Here is a 17,908-nt window from a genome sequence, read left to right as displayed (position 1 = left end):
GTTCTTCGCCTCCAAACGCTCCCGTTCATATGGTTTCACCAATATTTTAGGTCAGAGGCGATGCGTATGGACCCACCCGGGCGACAACCGGTCTGCCGGAGCTATCACCTCTTGCTGAGGAGCATGGCACCTGATGAGCGCGAGCAGCTGCTTGAACTTGTAATTGTCGGTATCACTCTTCCACCGATTGATGAAGTTGCAGACGACCTGTAGATTGCCTCGGGTGTAACCTCCCCCACTGTCGATGCGGTCGAGAGAGCACGCCATCTCTGGATCAGCTATTGCCCCATCAAATTGTACAGCGAGGTCGGATAGTTTGCAGCGACCTCCTTGGTCGGCAAACAATTCTAGAACGTGGGCAGCGAGTTCTTCCTCGGAGAGGTCGATGGTTTTCACCTTGTTGGATCGTAGGCTTGCGCTCTTGAGCGACGCTCTGGCGATCCGGTGCGCTGTCCGTGCCATACGTCGGGCGGATTGCAGCCTGAAACGCCGTTCCTCGCGCTCACGCGCCTGCCAGTTCGACTTCTGCTCTTCGTAGGTGCCCAGCTTGTCGAAATACTCCGCGGCATGAAACAGAAATCCGGCTGTGCCACAGGTCGGATCGATCACCCGTTCCTCGTACGGCCTCTTCAAAACCGGCAGAATGTCGAACTCGCTGAAATCGGTTATTTTAGCTTGTAGCTGCACGTCGAATCCTAGTTTGCCACGGAAGATCGACCTGCGGCGAGTGTCGCAGAGTCCACTGCTTTTAAAAACCTGAGCGCATTACCGGCCGTTTGACCCATGGAGTCAAGAAGGGCGCCCATGACCGGCCGTCACATCATCCTCATCAAAAGCAACCCAACCGAAATGATACCGCGCAATTCAAGGTGTTTGTCCCGACATGACCTGACCAGCCATAAACAGTCTACCACGAATTTCAGAGCCATTGCTCGTTCAAGTGTCGCGCACGCTCTGTCTCGCCTTGTTGCAGCAGGATCACTTTGATCAGAGGACATGTCAGTCCCCGATGATGCCGGCGCGCGGTTGGTATGCAAGCGGCGATCACGATTTAGAGGCCGAATTTCTAGATTTTACAGCGACAAGGTTGTCTCGACCAACCCTCTTCAGTAAGCGACCTCATAAGGGATGGCTGCGTCGTTGAAGTCATAGGCAGGGTCGTGCGGCCCCGCCGTGCTGCCATTGTCAAGGAGCGCAGTATTTCCAGGTCGTTCTTCGAGCATGAATGCGAAGTCTTCCGAGCCCATGAGCTGCGAGTGGTCGGAATCGAAGGAGTCCTCTCCCAAGACAGTTCGGGCAGCCTCCACAGCCAACGCCGTTTCGGCCGGATGATAGACGACTGCGGGATAAAGGTTTCTGAACACCACCGTCGCAGCAGCCCGGTATGACGCTCGCGCGAGTGGACGCCTGTGGTTAACGGAACAGCCGCTTGCCAAAACAAGACGATCCGCATTCGCCTTTCTATCGCTTACGGCTGCATAAGATGGACAGCTTCCGAATGCGCCAGCGGTAGCCGTTGCTGCTCAACCCCTATTCATCTCCGCCGTGAGCCCGACTCTTGAAAGCCTCAAGGCAAAGGTATTAACTTCGTCGCGTCCGACCCAGCGGGGTGCAAAATAAACTGATCGTTCAGCCAGTCTGCAAAGTACTTGGCGGCTCAGGTATCTCGATCCAGCATGGAATGCCATGGCGGTTCAGAGAACTGATTTTTGCGCTTCAAGGGCTTTAATCTCGCCATCGAAATCACGCGAGGCGAGAGATTTTATCTGTTTTATTCTGTCGACAGCGTCGTTTATCCCTGGCTCCAAGTAGTTGAATGACCCAGACCCGTTGTAAACCTCGTCATATTCTTGCTCGGCTTTGTCGATGGCATCCACTCGATACATACCCATTCGAATATATGACCTGGCAACCGCTGATACGAAATCAGAACGTGCTTTTTCACGTGCGGCGGTAATATCAGTCTGCTTCAGACGCCTTAGTTCCTCAATCTGCTCATCGATCGCGCCAATTGTATCGTGCCGCCTTTCTTGCGCGGTGCGCAGGTCGGGAGGGTTTTTGATCGTCTCAAGGTCTCCGTCGCAAGCCTGGACATAGACGACTTCGATCTCGCGCGTGCTCGGAATGGAGACCACTGGGCCGAAAATCGACAGCTCAGAGGTTCCGGTACCAGCTGAAAAATTGACCGAAATACCGGGCACCTTGGAAATACTCGCAAGCATTCCGTAATGGGCCTTGAGGACATTTTCAACGGCCGGGCAAATTCGCTGCGCGGACCCGGCGGGCGACATCGTCCCTGTCGTCAGTCCTGTGGCGATTGGCTCAAAAAACCCCTCCAGTCGGCCGATATGTTTGCTCCATTGCGCTGTGAGCGGAGTCCAAAAACCGTTGTCTCTCGTGTTTCTAATGCTGGCTTGCAGATTCAGCATTGAATTTACAGAGGACATGTACCCGTCCCCTTGCTGGCTGAACACACGCTCAACAGCCGCGTCGAAAGCGGCACGTCTCGAAAAGTAGTCGTAGCCGAACTTCACGATAAGAACGGATACGCCGACCACGATGACGATCTTGAGCCAGTTCGGAACTGCGTTGATTATCGTTTGGAGCACGCTGACGCTGTTGGCCTGCAGTTGGCCAACCTGAAGCAAGGGTTCTGCCTTCTGCCGGGAGCGTCCTTGTTTGATACCTTCCACAACGAATTGGCCGTTAGTGCGAACGGATCTGGCTTTGAGCAACAACGCTTCCGTATCCATGTCGCGGAAGATGATGTCCTTTTTCGCGACGAGCGTCTCGACATCGACAAGCCAAGAGTCGTCCATCGGCACTTTCTGCTTTATCGTAGCCTCTATCACACGGTTGGCTGCCTCAATGACCGCGGCAACAGTATCAAGCTTGGCCCCCTTTACCTCGCCCTCCAGTGCCATCCTTTCGTGCGTGTCCTCCGGCTGCTCCTCGATGCTGGAAAGGTCCAACTGGGCGACTTCGGCAATCTTTCCTTTCAGCGCCTTATAAAGGTCAGAGACGATTTCGCCTCCAACCTTTGTTATTCCCGCGGTGGCGCCGGCGATGATGGCAGCTACGACGACCGACATTGGTCCCTCCTTCCGCGCGGATTGCGCCGGGGTGAATTTCGATGAGTTCAGTGAAGTCTTTCGCTTGCAAGCCGCGCAAGCGCGACCAGAAACCGAACGCCATTTGGGAGGGCGTCCGGGTGGATTGTGAACTCTCGCTGATGAACCCCGACGTCGCCTAATCCGTCCTTCGCGATGCCTTGTCCGAAATAGACCGCAGGCAACTGCAGTCCGTAATATGCAAAATCCTCCGAGGTCATGAAGCGGTCCGTCGACACGGCTAACTTTACACCCGCCTCGGTTCCCAGATCTGTCGCCAGGCTGCGAATAATACTCACATCGTTGATGGTGGGCGGCGTGCCGGGCGTTACGTGCCAATCAATGCTTGCGCCGTAGACTTGCGCAAGCGCCCCGATCCTGACCGCAATGAGATTGTTGAGTGATCCGGAAATTGCCACGTCTCCAAGGGGCTCGAATGCCCGAAGGGTCCCTTCTATCGTTATTTCTGCAGGGGTCGCATTGATCGAGTTGGAGCTGCTGCTGATCTTTGTCACCGAAATTACCGCGGGACGGTTCGATGAATCCCACCCACGCGCAGGCAGGTTGGCAAGTTCAAGAATGATTTTGGCTGAGGTTACGCCAAGGTCTGCGCCTTCGTAAGGCATCGCGGCGTGCGAAGCCGTCCCGCTTAACGTAAGTTTGAAGGTGTTGCTGCCGGCCATCGCCGAGCCCTGCGAAACAGTCACTTCGCCAACGGCCTGTTCTGCGACGACATGCTGTGCGAAAATAGCCCGGACGCCAAGGCGCGTCAGAATCCCATCAGCAACAATGTCGTCGGCGCCTCCCTTGACCTCCTCGGCCGGCTGGAACAGGAAGACGATCTTACCTTTGAATTCCTCCGGATGCGCGTGTAGTTCCGCGGCCGCACCAAGAAGCATTGCACTATGGGCATCGTGACCGCAATTGTGCATGAGCCCTGGCAACTGAGACTGCGGATCGTGGCTCGTAGGTTCATCCCCAACATCCAGGCGACGAGCATCCATATCAGCACGCAGCGCGATTATCGGCCCAGGTCTACCGCTATCGAGGATGGCAATGACCGCTGATGGCAAAGACGGCACATTTTCAAACGAGAAGCCGCCCAAGGCCTGCAGCCGCCCGACAATGTAGTCATGGGCTTTAGGCAGGTCTTTGCCGACCTCTGGATTCCGGTGAAGGTAAACGTAGGCTTCGAGGGCCTCGTTCGGATCGATGCCGGTTTCGGCTGCATAAACTGGCGCGCCTGCCAAGAGGAAACCGGCAAAAAGAACAGCATGGACAGGCTTGAACCGTTCCATCTGGAGAAATTTCTTGACCCTTCCTCGCCCGCTGGACTTCGAAATCATTTTCATGAAAACTCCCTCAAATGCCCCTGATGGGCGGCCAGCGTCGAGCAATTTCCGTTAGCTTGCGACGGCCAATCGAACCAAGTCGGTCATACGGCTGTCACCGCGCGGATAACCTTGTTGATCTCATTGTCCGGTGTCGGGAATGCAGCCACAGCTACCCCCACGGCCGGCGTCAGTAGCCTTCCATTGATGATTCCAAGCGGAAGCAAACGAGTTGCAAACTACAGGACACAAGTGAACTGCGGACATTTCATTTGTGACGAGGGGTGCCGGCGCCTGAAAGCTGTCAGGAATATGGACCAATACTAACGCGGAGGTTGTCGGCGTCGCTTCGACCGCATCTCCTGAAGGCGAAGCGTAGCCGCTGTCGCCGCAGTACACGGATGGAAGGAAGCGACCGTACGAACGTTCGCCTGTCGCGTTTGCACCCACGACAAAGGCGGATTTGAGATAGGCAGCCGCTTCGGAAGCATATGTTGTTGCATTAAAACCTTTGCCGCCGCACTGATTTTGCGCCGCCGCGGTGACGCCCCATGGCACGATGACGAAATCTGGTGTGAGCTTCTTCAATTGCTCAAGTGCGGCAGCTGGCGCGTAAGTATAGGCGTCCGCGCAAACGAGAATTGCCGTCCTGCCGAATGGGGTCCTGGCAATTTTGATGTCGTCTTTTTCACCCGGTGTGTACGAGCATTGTGGTCGGTTTAGGATGGATTGGCAGGCAGCGGGGTCAAAGGCGTTCTGTACGACGTTAAACTGTCGATGATGGATGACGATTTGCCCCTTGGGATTGATGAGAATTCCGGCATCATAAGCCTCAAATGCGTCTGGGTTGGAACCAGGACCAGCTTTTGGTCCCCGCTCCGTGAGCCCCGCGGCAACCCAGACCCCAAGTTCTGAAGCGATGGACGCAAAGGCGGCGCTATATCTGCCGGGGATTGGCTCGGCTTGGGTAAAGGCTGCCGGGTTGAGCCATCCCAGATCCGAGGCCTCCGGATATACAACTAATTCTGCACCCTGGTTCTTAGCCTCTACAGCCAACGCCTTCATAACTTGGAAATTACCGGCGTCGGCAGTTCTCAGTTGCACAAGGCCGACCGTTAACTCAGCCGCTCTCGACGCCGGCGAACCCGACACGAGCAGAGCAAAGGTAACTATCGCTCTGATACCCTGCCAGCCAACGAACATCCCCGATCCCCCGATCATGCAGCAAATATCGGCCCAAAATGACGGGACACGCTTGCCGCCAATGATGCTCTGCCAATCCCCAACCTATCGTGATCTCAAATTTGCCGGAATGCAACCATGACATGAGCCAAGCATTGCTTCACCCGTTCAACCGCCGTCCCTTCGAAGGAGGAAATAGCATCGGTCGAATATCGAGCGGCAGGACACGCAGGAACCGCCGCCGGCAAACAATTTTGAATCGGCTCGATGAATACGCACTGACTGATCAAGTCTCATTCGTCGAGAATGTCGCCCTCAGGCTCGCTGCCCGTGTTTTCAAGCGCCTTTCGACTTAGCAGCCCAGCATCCTCGAGCGCTTCCATGTTGGGAAGATCCCGCAGCGTCTCCAATCCAAAGGCTGAGAGGAAGTGCATGGTCGTCACATATGTATACGGCGCGCCGGGACTCGGGCTGCGGGGGCCGGAGGCGAGAAACCCCGCACCGCGGAGTGCGGCGATCGTATCGCGGCTGACCTCCTTGCCAAAAATCTTCGACAACTCGCTCCTTGTCACCGGCTGGAAATATCCCACCGCCATCAGCACCATCGCCTCGAACTCCGAGAATTCCGCCGCCCCTCCCCTTGTCGGCGCGGAGGAAGCGCGGATCGTCTCGGCGAACCGCGGTCGTGTACGGTGCTGCCAGCCGCCGGCGACCGACACCAGTTCGTAGGGTCTATCCCCCAGCTCCGCGATAAGATCGTCGATCAGCAGATCGATGCTGCAATCTCTTCCGACCACCCGCGCCAGGGTCTCGCGGCTGACGGGTTCGGCCGAAGCAAAGATCACCGCCTCGACCCGCAGCATCCATTCCCGCCAACGCAACCCCGATGGCAGATCCTCGAGCTCGCGATCAAAGAGAACGTCCTGCTGTCGGTCTCGCGATGGTCGCCTTTGAGTTTGAGTTGCCGCGGACTTCGCCATCTTCATAATCCGAATATGCGGAATGATGAGCGGCCTGAAACTTCTCGCACCGCTTCAAAACTTTCTAGACGCTCGAACAGCCGGGTGGCGGCCCAGCGCGACAGATTGCTGCCGGGCGCCGAGGCTGGCACTGCATCCTCGTTCAACAGCTTGCGGATCACCGATCCGGCACCCTTGGTGCGCAGCTTCGGCGCCACAGTCAGCAGCCGGCTGGCCCGCCGATCGATATCGGCAGCAGAGCGAAGCGCCGCCTCGACACCCTCGACCAACGCCAGGCAGACCGCGCGCGGATAAGCCGGATCGCCTGGCCGCACACGCCCGCGTCCGCCGATCGTGCGGAAGGCGGCGCCGTAGCGCTCGGACAGCAGCAGCGGCACGGGTCTTGGCCATTTCAGCTTTTGGGAGAGCACGACATCCGCCAGGCCCAGGGCCAGCACCTCTGCGTCCGGACGAACGGCAAAGATCCCCGTTATCAGGTCCGCCACTGCGAAGGGTGCTGCTCGCCCGGACTGGATCGCAGAATCGACCGTATCGAGGATCGAGGCAAGACCCTCATCCCACCGGAGGTCCATTAAATCGGCGAGCTCCTTCACGAAGGGCGACCCCGGCGTGCCGGATCGGCGGGTCAGCGATCGTGTGGCCAGAAACAGCTTTCCGCCCGGCCCGGAATCGTCGCCCGGGGCAGTGAGCAATACCGCGTCGCGAAGGGCGGTTTCGTTCTCGCTGCGGCCGTGCATCCTGGCGGCGCCGGCAGCCGACTTGAGAGCAAGGCGATCTCGCCAGCAGCCCAGCCAGGGCGGGTCGGCGCGGATCAGATCGTCAAGCGATTTCAGAGCGATACCGGCGGCAAAGGCCGCGTCGGCCTCGTTCGTCTCGTGGCCGCGCGGCAGTGCCCAGGTTGGCAGGGTGTGCGACCAGATCGGGGCAGGTGGTGGGGCTGATGCGGGCGAATCCATGCGAGAAAGCATAGTTGATGTGCGCACTTTGTGCCAGTAATCCCGAAGAAAACCGCACCGCCCGTCCCCACACTATTACGTCCGATAATGTTGCATTATCGGACGTGCTTGACATACCCCTCAACCATAGGGTAGAAAATCAATAAAAGGTAGATTTTCGGAGCCTCTCATGTCCCTTAACATCAAAAACCCGGCCACCGTCGCGCTGGCCGACGAGCTCGCACGCCGCCAGGGGATCAGCAAGACCGCCGCCATCCACCAGGCCCTGAGCGAGCGGCTGCATCGCCTCGGCCACGGCGACGGTACACAAGAGCGCTTACTCGGCGAACTGCGGGCGATCCGCGAACGCGTGGCGCGACTACCGGAACTCGACAGTCGCAGCGACGAGGACATCATCGGCTACGACGAGCACGGAATTCCGAACTGATGGTGATCGACACCTCCGCCATCGTCGCCATCCTGCGCAACGAGCCCGACGCTGTCCGGCTGGAAAAAGCCCTGGTTTCGGATCCCGTTCGCCTGGTGCCGGCAACTTGCGTGCTCGAAGCACGCATGGTGCTGGTCAGCCGCCGCGGTGAGCATGCCCTAGCGGAGATCGATCTGTGGCTGACGAAGGTCGCGGCCGACATCATACCGATCGACGCGGATCTGGTCGATATGGCAACACGAGCCTGGCTGACCTACGGCAAGGGCCGCCATCCGGCCGGCTTGAATTTTGCCGACTGCTGTTCCTACGCCTTGGCGAAACGCGCCGATGAAGCCCTACTCTTCATTGGCAACGACTTTTCGCAAACCGACGTTGAGGCGGCGTGATGAGCAGCGACACGAAACTCGACGACCATCCACCCGGTAGTGTTCCCTCCCCTACCCCGCCGCCAGCGGCCGGCCTGCAGGCGCACCTCCAAGACCTTACCGACCGCGCCCGGGGCTACGTTGAGGCGGCGAGCTCGGCCAATACGCGCCGTGCCTACGCCGCCGATTGGAAGCATTTCTCCGCCTGGTGCCGGCGCCAGGATCTGTCGCCCCTCGCCCCGGACCCGCAAATCGTTGGCCTCTATATCACCGCCTGTGCCTCTGGAGCGGTAGAGCGTGGCATGAAACCGAACGCCGTATCGACGATCGAGCGCCGCCTGTCGTCGCTATCCTGGAATTTTGCCCAGCGTGGCCAAACCCTTGATCGCAGGGATCGGCACATCGCCACCGTAATGGCCGGCATCCGCAACAGCCATGCCCGTCCGCCGGTACAAAAGGAAGCTGTCCTGGCCGAAGACCTCGTCGCGATGATCGCGACGCTCGATCGCGGTACGCTTCGCGGTCTGCGGGATCGGGCTATGTTACTTCTCGGCTATGCCGGCGGCCTTCGGCGCTCGGAAATCGTCGGCCTTGACCTTAAAGTCGATCAGACCGAGGACGGTCGTGGCTGGATCGAGATCTTCGATAAAGGCATGCTCATCGCTCTTCGCGGCAAAACCGGATGGCGCGAGGTTGAGGTCGGTCGTGGCTCGTCCGACGCTACCTGCCCTGTCGCGGCCGTCGAGACGTGGATCAAGTTCGCCAAGCTTGCCCATGGTCCCCTCTTCCGTCGCGTCACCGGCCAAGGCAAATCCGTTGCCGCAGAACGTCTCAACGACAAAGAGATCGCTCGCCTGGTCAAGCGCACCGCTATGGCTGCCGGTATTCGCGGCGATCTGGCGGAGATCGAACGACATCTCAAATTCGCTGGCCACTCGCTGCGGGCTGGCCTTGCCTCCTCTGCCGAAGTCGACGAACGTTATGTGCAAAAGCAACTCGGCCATGCCTCGGCCGAAATGACCCGGCGGTATCAGAGAAGGCGCGACCGCTTCCGTGTCAACCTCACCAGGGCCGCCGGGTTATGACACGGGCTCTCTGTTACAATTGAGGTCTATACACCCCGAGCAGAGACGGACACTTGGCGTATCACTGTCATCGACATAGCGGCCTTCGGTACAGGCCGGTGAAGACAGTTCAGCGGAACCGACTTTTCCTCGAGAGAGCCTGCTGATCGTCGCGAGCTACAGTGGCGCGAAGAATATCCCGAGCATCGTGGCAAATCACGTCAGTGCCAAAAGCGTTCTATGCCGCAGGCTCAGCTCCGTAGCCTGGGCAAGAGGCAACACGCCGAGCACGAGCGCAAAAGCGCTGCAGGTGTCGATCGCACCCCTCCCCCTCTCGTTGCCGACCAGGCTCAGCTCGTTTCGAAAGCCCTGGGACGCCGTCCTCGCGGCAACGTGAAGGTGGCAAGCTCCGCCAACGCGCGCGAGGTCTATGTGTTGGAATGGAAATATTTTGCTGCCTGGTATCAGCGCTCGAACCTTAACCCAATACCGCCCAGTTTCAATTGCATGTGTAACCAGACTAAACAATACATTGTGGGAGGCGTTAGGTAACATGAAGCGTATTGCGATGATTTAGGTATGGTAACATGGAAAGACAGGATGCATCTCGTCAAGCCAGAAGCAGTTCGAACGCTCTCGATCGTTTAGCTCCAGAAACTGTAGGTGAAATTCTTAACTGCTTAGTGAGCGTTGATCCTCTAGAAACGATGAAATCTTTGAATGCGCTGCGGCGTACGAGCAAGCAACTCTACAACGCCGTTGAGAATGATGAAAAGACAGGATCTTTGTACCGCAATTTGAGTCGGTTAGGCAAAGCAATCGACGTGATTTATCGCACTGCAATTCCAGAAGCGGGCTTTGATCATCCTAGTGACAACGCTCAGAGTCACAAAGCATATGCACATACTCGCATCGAAGCTGTTGAGGCGACACTACATTTTCAACCGTCACACAGGAAACGTGAGCTCGTGACGCATGTCATGGACATGGAGCACGGATTGGATCAAGCTTGGGCGATTGGACGCTTAGCCCACAACCTTAAGACTTTTAATCGCACCGAAAGCAACGCCATTCTGCAAAAATCTTTTGAATATTTCTCAGACGATCTTCAAGGGATGAGTCACATGCACATCGCCGCGGGCGGGATAGCGCTTGTCGAAGCAGATATTCAAATGACTCCCCTGCAAAGACAGATGGTACAGACAATCCTGGAAGCCACCGGACAGCGTTGGGCTTTGAATGCAGCAACTTCCATCTGCCAGAGACGAGCTGAGCTTCGACGTGAACGCCTTACAAAATGGGAAGAGAGAATAGCTGCCACAGCATCTGGCTCCCGTTCGTCAAGTTTGGACCATATAATAACTGAAATCGAAAAATCGATCCAAGAGCGGGTGACACAGAGTCAGAGTAGTGATTTCGTTCGCATGACGAACGCAATCGAAATCCAGGTACATTTAGCGGATTTAGTTAAGCGCACCATTGATACCCACCAAAGTAGGGACTTAGGACGAGAACGTACAAGGCGATCAGAATTTGGACGATAGGCAGCGAAGCTATCTAGCATGTCAGGCTTTGGCGTTGTTCGTTTAACAAGACTCTCAACGGAATACCAACCGCTTCTCTTATGGAAAACGCTCGTCGCGGGCCGTATACCTTATCATTACCAAGCAGATGGAGGATGGGTCGGGCTTCTTTACAAGAACATGATCCTCGACCTGCGCGGCAAGCCCGGCTGGCGCGACCTCGAGATCTGCCGCGGATCCTCAGATCCGACCTGCCCCGCCACCGCTGTCGAGACCTGGATCAAGCTCGCCCCGGCCCCTCTTCCGCCGCGTCATGGGACAGGGAAAGTCGGTCGGTCCGGAACGGCTGAACGACAAGGAAGTGGCTCGGTTGAAGTGTGCTGCATTGGCTGCAGGCGTTCGTGGCGATCCGAGCAACATAGAGCGCGCCTTCCAATTCTCTGGCCACTCGCTGCGCGATGGGCTGGCGTCTTCCGCCGAGGTCGATGAATGCTACGTCCACAAGCCGGTGGCACACGCCTCTGCGGAGATGACCCACGCTATCAATGGCGACGCGATCGCTTCCCAGCAATCCTCGCGGACAGCATCACCGGCTCCACTTTCTCGCATAACCAACGGCACGTATTTAGTCCAGCCTGTGGCTATATCGGTCAGCACCACAAAGCTGCCGGACGACGAGCTCCCGGAATGAGCCACAAAGTCAACCTCGACATATCCGATTTTCCGTCTTGCAAAAACTCAGCGCCTCAACATCTCAGCGGCGCTGACGACGCTTAGCGATGCTCGAGCGCCGCGATCATTAGGCGCCACTCCACGTTGTTTGCCCGCTTTCTAGGGCTGAAGCAAGTTTGACCCGTATCGCGCTCAGGCGCTCCAAAATCGTCGAAGCGCGGACTTGAGCCTGTCATTCTCCTCACGGAGCTTTACGATCATGAGGCGCTTCAGACGACGGTTTTCCGCCTCGACAGCAGCAAGCTCGTCCTCCGAGCCGGACTGCACAGAGGGATCGCGACGATAACCGAGGACTGCAGCACATTCTGTGGTGCCGGGGGACCGCCCTTTTGTCCGCAGTTTCGCTCGAGACCTCGGAGCCCGCGACGGCACCGAGGTTCGCTCCTCCTGCACCAAAGGCCCGGCATTAAACGCGTTGCCCTCTATAGCTACCGGCTCGATGCCACCATCGTTCAGTGATAATGTTTCGGAAGGCCTCCCCGGAAGATCTTTAATGTCAATCTGAGCAAACGTGGTGGCCACGTCGGAATTTGCCGCGGCAACCTTCTCCAGGACTGAAGGGACTTGCGGCACATTTACCTTCGGCACGACCCCGTCGGCCGCGACCGCGTGGGCTGCCGCCTGCAAATCCAGATTGCCCCAGATCGATGTTGGTCGAACCTTGGCTTGGCGTCTGTTCGTCTTATATTCGATGACGAATTTGGATCGTAGTGTTTTCATGTGCCAGAAGATTGGGATTGTATTATAGCGCAACGATCTGAATGCGCGGAATTTTTTTCAAGGCATTCATTGAGTGATGCGCGGCAAGGTGATTAAGCGAAGGGACCCCAAAAGCCGCTAATTCATTCCGAGCCTTTTGCGTAGGTCGGAGTTTTCTGCGCGCAACTTTTCAGAGAGCAACTTTCTAAGCCGCCGATTTTCCTCCTCGAGTTGGGTGAACTCGGCGAGTTCATCGTCTCCCGACACAGACACGGCCGGTCTCTGTGAGACGGGTTGAACCATGGCTCTCTTCCATTGATAATAGGTTTGATTAGAAATACCCACGATTTTAACGGCGTCCTTCAAGATTACGCCGCCAGCGACCTGAGCTTCGACTTGGCCGATCATTTCCAGTTTTTCTTGATTGCTGCGTCCGCGGGTTTTCGGCTCCACCAATTTGAACGAACCCGTGTGGGACGTTTCGGCTCTTACTTTCTTTGCTCTTTTACTTTCCGGAGCATCCGGCTCAATTTCAGCAGCAACAGTACCGTCCGGCGGAATCTGAATCTCTTCGTCAGCCATTAGTCGTCCTCTGTGTGGGTTATTGCTTTGTCTCCCAGCTCGACCCAGGAGTCAACGCATATGCCTGGGGTAGTAAAATAGGAAGAATTCCGCGTTACATCCCTCGATCGGCAAAACACTCACCGATACGGCTGTCTGTTGAGGCTGGCTCTCCTCCACGGTCAACGACGGCACGGGGCCTTCGCTGCTTGTCGAGCAGTCTTATAAGCTTCTAATCAGAGCAGAGCCTGGTTCTGCAGGAATCCGACGTTCAGCTGCCGATTCTAAAAAGGCTTATATTTTCAACCTATTAGGTCTGTGGTCAGCTGACCACAGACCATCCTGCTGCGTACTCACTAATTCTAGCCAACCCGCAGTGTCCCCTGCCCGTTTGCTTTCAACAGCGCCATTATCATCGGGCCGAGGGAGAATTCCCCGAGCTCGCTCCGCCGTGTCAGATGTCGGAGATAGCCCCCGGCCGAATTGATGAAGTTCGCTCGCTCCAAAATGCACGCCATCGCTGCTGCCGCATTCTCCGGTCCCATCGCGTCACTCGCATCTTGGTAAGCCGACGGGCTCACCCCCATCGCAGATCGAACTACCACTGCGGCCTGCATGAGATCACGCCAGCTAGCAATCGCCCCGTCAGGCCCGTAGTCGCTAATGGTCGGGCATGCCTTCAGGATCATTCCTAGGGGGAATGCTTTTATCGGCTCGCTCCTTGACCGGTGGGTTTCACTCGGATTAGCGCCCTGCTCTTTTTCGGAGCGAGGTTCAAGTTCAGTTAGGGATTCGGGTTTTGAATTCTGTATGTGCTGCTCATTATGAGCAGCATCGGTGCTATTATTTTCTGAATTTTCTCGAATTTCCAATCGGTTGACTATCTCATCCTGAAGCATCAGCATTTCTTCGAGGATTGAAGTGGTGTCAGCAAGCGTCGGAGCGCGCGGAATTCTGCCCACAAGCCCCACATAGACGTCCTCGACCGCTTGCCAGTCGCCCTCCGCGCCCTCTTCGATAGCTGCAGTGATCAACTTCCGAACGTCTCGTCGGCAAATCGTCAGGCTCTCTTTGGCCTTCCTGAAGGCCGCCCGATTGGCCATCACCTGCTGTGCCATCATCGCTAGCTCTTCAGACCGCGCGAGGAGCGGCGACAAATCGAAGCCAAATGCGCTCTCGATCTGGCCCGCGCCATCCTTTCTAGCGTAACGTTTTCCGTTGGCGCTATCCTTCCGGACGATCAAGCCCGACTCCACGAGCATGGCGATGTGCCGGCGCAAAGTTGCGCCGGCCATTCCATGCGCTCGAAGCGCAAGCTGAGCATTCGATGGGAAGACGATCAATTGTGCGTCCTGGCGCAACTCTTTGTCTGGATAAAAGCTCAGCAGTGCGTCGAGAACCGCGACGCTGTTGGATTGGATCCCAAGCAGATCCTTGGCGGCGGAAGCATCCCTGAATACTTTCCACTTATCCGCAGTCTTGCCGTGTTTGATTTCGGCCAACGCAGTCTGGCGCCGTACCAGCGCAAGCGTCATCGGCCGCCGCCCGAATGGCGTCGTTACACTTCCCGTCTGCATCATCTTTCACCTTTCAGCAGGCAAAGGAAATGAGCTCACCAAAACGGCGCCAAAGACTCTTGACGAGGATTCGAGGAAATGCGATTCTGTTCTTGCTAGAGAGACAGAAGGGCTTCCACGACGGCGACGTTGAGGAGGCTCTTTTCTTTTGCGGGTTACTCTCCCTGTTTCCGTTGGCTTTCGGCGCGGTACGCTTGATATAGCGCCGGCACCTGCTCGATCACGAAGGTCGCGAAATCAGGCGTCGCCTTCCTATCGATTGTAATTTCCAGTTTGGCCTTGCTCAGAGTTACCTGTGCAATTCTGGTGCCGTCAGGGGTGGACAGGACTTCGGGAAGCCCGCGAGCGACCCGGCCCGGCTTGAGATTAGCAATCACCGCCTTGAACCGTTCTGTCGATGGCAGCGCTTGCAATTCCTCCGACATCGCATATTTCGCCAGGTCGGCCGGTGAAGAGATTTTTTCAACCAGCTCCGCAAGTTGCTGCCAACTGGGCCGTCCAACACCAGGAGCAGCGCCAATCGCATCGATCAGGTCAGAGGGGAGGGCATCAACGAGTAAAACCATCTTCGATAAATTGCTCTTGTCGATCGACATCGCGGCGATGACAATCTCCCGAGAAAACTGCTTATTTAGGCGGTGTGCGAAGCGCGCCTTTTCGATGAAGGTAAGATCTTCGCGCTCGTTGTTTTCTTGACCCTGTGCTACGACCAACTGCTCGTCCGTCAGTTCGCGGACGACCGCTTTGACCGGAAGTCCCAGTTCTGAAACGGCCCGCAGCCGGCGGTGGCCGAAGGCAACCTGATATCGGGCCGGCTGGTTCGGATGCGGTCGCACAAGGATCGGGACCTGCTGTCCTTGCTCCCGGATCGAAGCAAGAAGACCGTCGATCTCCCCTTGCATGCGATCCTGCACGAAAGACGGCTCAATCGTCGAGGCATCAAGTTCTATCACTGCCTGACCTTCAGCGAGACGCCGCTCGATCTCTTCGGCACGGTTAAGGCGATCATTTTGCTCACGTAGTGCGTTGCCAATGTTCGCCGTTAGCTTCGTGGCCGGATCACGGTCCTTCCTCGCCACACCAAGAAGCGGCATCGAACGGCTTTTTCCAGACCTATTATCCACGGATGGCGTGTCGGGAGTGTTTGTCGAGACGCCAAGGATGTGTTTCCGGCTCATGTGGGTCTACCCCATGCTTTTTTGATCAGAGTTTCGATCTCGTCATTAACGGCGTTCATCGCCTCCAAGGCCCGGTCATAAGTCGATCGTGTGAACTGCCCGCGCTCGACTTCAAAAAGGGTTTGGTTTGTCAGACCAGCGTCCGACACTGCCGTGGTTTTCAGCATCGGGAAATTGAGGACACTCTCGCCAAATATCGACCGCAAATAGCCGACCATCTGGTTTTGCGGCCCATCGCTCGGTTCAAAACGAGTGATGAGGTAGCGCATCCAATTGAACTTGAACTCAGCGCCAGCGTTCTCGATTTCCCGAAGCAAATTCGAAGTCATCGCCAAGAATTGGTTCATAGACATCACGTCCAGCATCTGAGGATGGACAGTGACCAAGATCGATGTTGCTGCTGTCAGAGCCGAAAGCGTGAGGTAGCCGAGCTGGGGAGGGCAATCGATCACGACGACATCGTAGTTGTTAGCGATGTCCTCGATCACTTGACTGATACGACCGTAAAAGAGCGTGTCGCCTTCCTTGCGCTTCATCAGCGCGCGCGGGGTGTCGTGCTCAAACTCCATCAGTTCGAGGTTACCGGGAATGAGGTGCAGGTCGGGAATGTATGTTCCCCGGACAACCTGCTCGATCGGGACCTGCTCATCATCGTACCTAATGGCGCCATAAAGCGTTTCGTTCGGACCAACGTCCGTCTCCGGTTGACTGCCGAAGAGTGCGGAAAGGCTTGCTTGAGGATCGAGATCGATCGCCAGTACCCGGTACCCGCGCATTGCCAGATACTGTGCTAGGTGTGCGGCTGTGGTCGTCTTGCCCGACCCGCCTTTGAAATTCATAACGGAGATAACCTGAAGCTGCTCGCCGTCTCGACGATGCGGTAGATAGCGTCGGTTCCCACGGCCGACCTGGTCCATGTGCTTGCGGATTGTATGGATATCTTCAATTGAGAAATTCCGCCTACCGCCCGGGCTCATGCTTACATTCAGCTCAGGCATTTCCGAAGCCGTCTGTCGTAGGTAAGATTCACCGACGCCGAGCAACTTAGATGCCTCCGACGGCCCGAACGTTCGAATGCCCTTCTCGGAAGTCGGCGGGAAGACCTTGAGATGATGCGCTTGAAGTTGACTGGAGAGCGCGTCTGCATGACGCTCCATCAAGGTCGTCAACCCTTCAACTACAGGCGCTGCTCTTACGACGGACTTCGCCATCTCAAACCCATTCCTTGCCAGTGGCGATTTTTTTCGCGAAACTGGAAAAGTTCCGCCGCTGGCAGTTAGCGCCGATTCTGCTTTTTGGGCAAGAGCTTTTAGGTTAACAGAAGGTTACGCGCGCAAGTCGAGAAACTCCAAAGAAATTCGTTTTACCTTTAATATCATTGCGTTAGAAAGACTGCCATTTGGCAGTGTTCATGTTTTGTTTTACTGTCAATCCTACAATCGTAACCCAAAAAGAGGTCACGCTCTACGCGCCGTCGTCCAGTCTAAGCCAACTCGCCCATGCGACTCAGCCGAATCCTACCTTGTAGGATCCTACAACTATCCCTAGATTCTGATCCGTGCTGATTTCCCCGCCGACCAACGACGACGGAGAAATCCATGCAGGTTCTGGCGATCTCAAATCCACGAAATGTTCGGGAAGCTCAGCTCCTCCAATGCCATCATCAGCTGCGCGCGCGTGTCTTCGCCGACCGGCTAGGCTGGGAGGTCGATGTTGCCGATGGCCGGGAATCGGATGCTTTTGACGCTCTGATGCCGACCTGCATCCTAGCAATTTCTAACGGCGACCAAATGGCAGGGTGCGCGCGGCTCCTTCCTTCGCTTGGTCCGACAATGGTGGCTGATGTTTTCCCGTCGCTTCTCCCCGACGGTCGACTCAACGCTCATGCCGCGATGATCGAGAGTTCCCGCTTCTGCGTCGACACGGCCCTAGCGGAGGGGAGGGGCGACGGCTCCATCCATGAGGCCACGCTGACCATGTTCGCCGGCATCATCGAATGGTGCTTCGCGAATGGCTACACCGAGATTGTCACAGTGACCGATCTCCGATTCGAGCGCATCCTTGCTCGCGTCGGATGGCCGCTGCAGCGTTTGGGCGAGCCGAAGAAGATCGGCGTGACGATGGCCGTGGCGGGCACGCTGCCCGCCAATGCGGAGACGTTCCTCAGGCTCCGTCCTTCCCACTACCGTTCTGAACTCAGCCCTCTCAGCCAGGCAGCGTAAG

General features: G+C 56.8%; 17 protein-coding genes and 1 pseudogene. 6 read left to right on the top strand and 12 right to left on the bottom strand.

The features are described from left to right. Positions 1-51 precede the first annotated feature (51 nt). The 7 genes from J5286_RS22715 to J5286_RS22685 form a co-directional block, all read right to left on the bottom strand. A complete protein-coding gene (locus J5286_RS22715) occupies positions 52-687 on the bottom strand; it encodes a hypothetical protein (protein ID WP_052365249.1) in 636 nt (211 codons plus the stop codon). Positions 688-1,106: 419 nt separating this feature from the next. Next, positions 1,107-1,364, bottom strand: coding sequence for a M20/M25/M40 family metallo-hydrolase (locus J5286_RS22710; protein WP_209193636.1), 258 nt, complete (start codon positions 1,362-1,364; stop codon positions 1,107-1,109). A gap of 330 nt (positions 1,365-1,694) precedes the next feature. Beyond that, on the bottom strand, positions 1,695-3,092 hold the full coding sequence (locus J5286_RS22705) for a hypothetical protein (protein WP_209193635.1): 1,398 nt from the start codon (positions 3,090-3,092) through the stop codon (positions 1,695-1,697). Positions 3,093-3,139: 47 nt separating this feature from the next. After that, entirely contained in the window at positions 3,140-4,462 is a 1,323-nt protein-coding gene (locus tag J5286_RS22700) for a M20 family metallopeptidase (RefSeq protein ID WP_174158402.1), read from the bottom strand. Between the two features lie 120 nt (positions 4,463-4,582). Further along, on the bottom strand, positions 4,583-5,644 hold the full coding sequence (locus tag J5286_RS22695; RefSeq protein ID WP_209193634.1) for a nitrilase-related carbon-nitrogen hydrolase: 1,062 nt from the start codon (positions 5,642-5,644) through the stop codon (positions 4,583-4,585). 272 nt (positions 5,645-5,916) lie between these two features. Next, complete coding sequence (gene scpB / locus J5286_RS22690) at positions 5,917-6,603, bottom strand: SMC-Scp complex subunit ScpB (protein WP_042474905.1); 687 nt, start codon at positions 6,601-6,603, stop codon at positions 5,917-5,919. Between the two features lie 2 nt (positions 6,604-6,605). Then, on the bottom strand, positions 6,606-7,559 hold the full coding sequence (locus J5286_RS22685; RefSeq protein ID WP_245206672.1) for a DUF1403 family protein: 954 nt from the start codon (positions 7,557-7,559) through the stop codon (positions 6,606-6,608). 169 nt (positions 7,560-7,728) lie between these two features. Here J5286_RS22685 and J5286_RS22680 point away from each other — a divergent pair, with 169 nt between their 5' ends. From J5286_RS22680 to J5286_RS31320, 5 genes and pseudogenes are all read left to right on the top strand, one after another. Further along, positions 7,729-7,986: a type II toxin-antitoxin system VapB family antitoxin gene (locus J5286_RS22680; RefSeq protein WP_042474909.1), complete on the top strand. Its 258-nt coding sequence runs from the start codon at positions 7,729-7,731 to the stop codon at positions 7,984-7,986. Next, the gene (locus J5286_RS22675; RefSeq protein ID WP_174080926.1) at positions 7,986-8,372 is read left to right on the top strand and encodes a type II toxin-antitoxin system VapC family toxin; all 387 of its coding nucleotides are present in this window, start codon (positions 7,986-7,988) and stop codon (positions 8,370-8,372) included. Before J5286_RS22680 ends, J5286_RS22675 begins: the two co-directional genes overlap by 1 nt. Beyond that, positions 8,372-9,436 carry a tyrosine-type recombinase/integrase gene (locus J5286_RS22670; RefSeq protein ID WP_209193632.1) on the top strand — a complete coding sequence of 355 codons (1,065 nt, stop codon included), beginning with the start codon at positions 8,372-8,374 and terminating at the stop codon, positions 9,434-9,436. Before J5286_RS22675 ends, J5286_RS22670 begins: the two co-directional genes overlap by 1 nt. Positions 9,437-10,002: 566 nt before the next feature. Continuing rightward, positions 10,003-10,959: a hypothetical protein gene (locus tag J5286_RS22665; protein ID WP_209193631.1), complete on the top strand. Its 957-nt coding sequence runs from the start codon at positions 10,003-10,005 to the stop codon at positions 10,957-10,959. A 132-nt stretch (positions 10,960-11,091) separates the two neighbouring features. Next, positions 11,092-11,502: pseudogene (locus tag J5286_RS31320) on the top strand (site-specific integrase); the annotation flags it as partial. 300 nt (positions 11,503-11,802) lie between these two features. Here J5286_RS31320 and J5286_RS22660 read toward each other — a convergent pair. From J5286_RS22660 to repA, 5 genes are all read right to left on the bottom strand, one after another. Continuing rightward, positions 11,803-12,423 carry a hypothetical protein gene (locus J5286_RS22660; protein ID WP_209193630.1) on the bottom strand — a complete coding sequence of 207 codons (621 nt, stop codon included), beginning with the start codon at positions 12,421-12,423 and terminating at the stop codon, positions 11,803-11,805. Positions 12,424-12,507: 84 nt separating this feature from the next. Beyond that, positions 12,508-12,951: a transposase gene (locus J5286_RS22655; RefSeq protein ID WP_042474931.1), complete on the bottom strand. Its 444-nt coding sequence runs from the start codon at positions 12,949-12,951 to the stop codon at positions 12,508-12,510. 341 nt (positions 12,952-13,292) lie between these two features. Then, on the bottom strand, positions 13,293-14,507 hold the full coding sequence (gene repC / locus J5286_RS22650) for a plasmid replication protein RepC (protein ID WP_174080960.1): 1,215 nt from the start codon (positions 14,505-14,507) through the stop codon (positions 13,293-13,295). 155 nt (positions 14,508-14,662) lie between these two features. Continuing rightward, positions 14,663-15,685, bottom strand: a complete 1,023-nt coding sequence (gene repB, locus J5286_RS22645) for a plasmid partitioning protein RepB (RefSeq protein ID WP_209193629.1) — start codon at positions 15,683-15,685, stop codon at positions 14,663-14,665. Continuing rightward, positions 15,682-16,896, bottom strand: a complete 1,215-nt coding sequence (repA, locus tag J5286_RS22640) for a plasmid partitioning protein RepA (RefSeq protein ID WP_042474938.1) — start codon at positions 16,894-16,896, stop codon at positions 15,682-15,684. The genes repB and repA overlap by 4 nt, the downstream gene beginning before the upstream one ends. Positions 16,897-17,283: 387 nt before the next feature. Between repA and traI the strand changes: the two genes are divergently transcribed. Next, positions 17,284-17,907, top strand: coding sequence for an acyl-homoserine-lactone synthase (gene traI, locus J5286_RS22635; protein ID WP_209193628.1), 624 nt, complete (start codon positions 17,284-17,286; stop codon positions 17,905-17,907). Position 17,908: the final 1 nt, after the last annotated feature.

It is taken from the genome of Rhizobium sp. 16-488-2b, assembly GCF_017741815.1.
GTDB lineage: Bacteria > Pseudomonadota > Alphaproteobacteria > Rhizobiales > Rhizobiaceae > Rhizobium.
Note: the sequence above shows the minus strand (reverse complement) of the source record. Positions and strands in the feature narration are given on the sequence as shown.

Excerpts from the sequence above, each read along its gene's own strand:
- J5286_RS22695 (WP_209193634.1), bottom strand. The coding sequence starts at position 5,644 with ATGTTCGTTGGCTGGCAGGGTATCAGAGCGATAGTTACCTTTGCTCTG.
- J5286_RS22670 (WP_209193632.1), top strand. The coding sequence starts at position 8,372 with ATGAGCAGCGACACGAAACTCGACGACCATCCACCCGGTAGTGTTCCC.
- J5286_RS22675 (WP_174080926.1), top strand. The coding sequence starts at position 7,986 with ATGGTGATCGACACCTCCGCCATCGTCGCCATCCTGCGCAACGAGCCC.
- J5286_RS22685 (WP_245206672.1), bottom strand. The coding sequence starts at position 7,559 with ATGGATTCGCCCGCATCAGCCCCACCACCTGCCCCGATCTGGTCGCAC.
- repA (WP_042474938.1), bottom strand. The coding sequence starts at position 16,896 with ATGGCGAAGTCCGTCGTAAGAGCAGCGCCTGTAGTTGAAGGGTTGACG.
- J5286_RS22700 (WP_174158402.1), bottom strand. The coding sequence starts at position 4,462 with ATGAAAATGATTTCGAAGTCCAGCGGGCGAGGAAGGGTCAAGAAATTT.
- traI (WP_209193628.1), top strand. The coding sequence starts at position 17,284 with ATGCAGGTTCTGGCGATCTCAAATCCACGAAATGTTCGGGAAGCTCAG.
- J5286_RS22665 (WP_209193631.1), top strand. The coding sequence starts at position 10,003 with ATGGAAAGACAGGATGCATCTCGTCAAGCCAGAAGCAGTTCGAACGCT.
- J5286_RS22655 (WP_042474931.1), bottom strand. The coding sequence starts at position 12,951 with ATGGCTGACGAAGAGATTCAGATTCCGCCGGACGGTACTGTTGCTGCT.
- J5286_RS22680 (WP_042474909.1), top strand. The coding sequence starts at position 7,729 with ATGTCCCTTAACATCAAAAACCCGGCCACCGTCGCGCTGGCCGACGAG.
- J5286_RS22705 (WP_209193635.1), bottom strand. The coding sequence starts at position 3,092 with ATGTCGGTCGTCGTAGCTGCCATCATCGCCGGCGCCACCGCGGGAATA.
- repB (WP_209193629.1), bottom strand. The coding sequence starts at position 15,685 with ATGAGCCGGAAACACATCCTTGGCGTCTCGACAAACACTCCCGACACG.
- scpB (WP_042474905.1), bottom strand. The coding sequence starts at position 6,603 with ATGGCGAAGTCCGCGGCAACTCAAACTCAAAGGCGACCATCGCGAGAC.
- repC (WP_174080960.1), bottom strand. The coding sequence starts at position 14,507 with ATGCAGACGGGAAGTGTAACGACGCCATTCGGGCGGCGGCCGATGACG.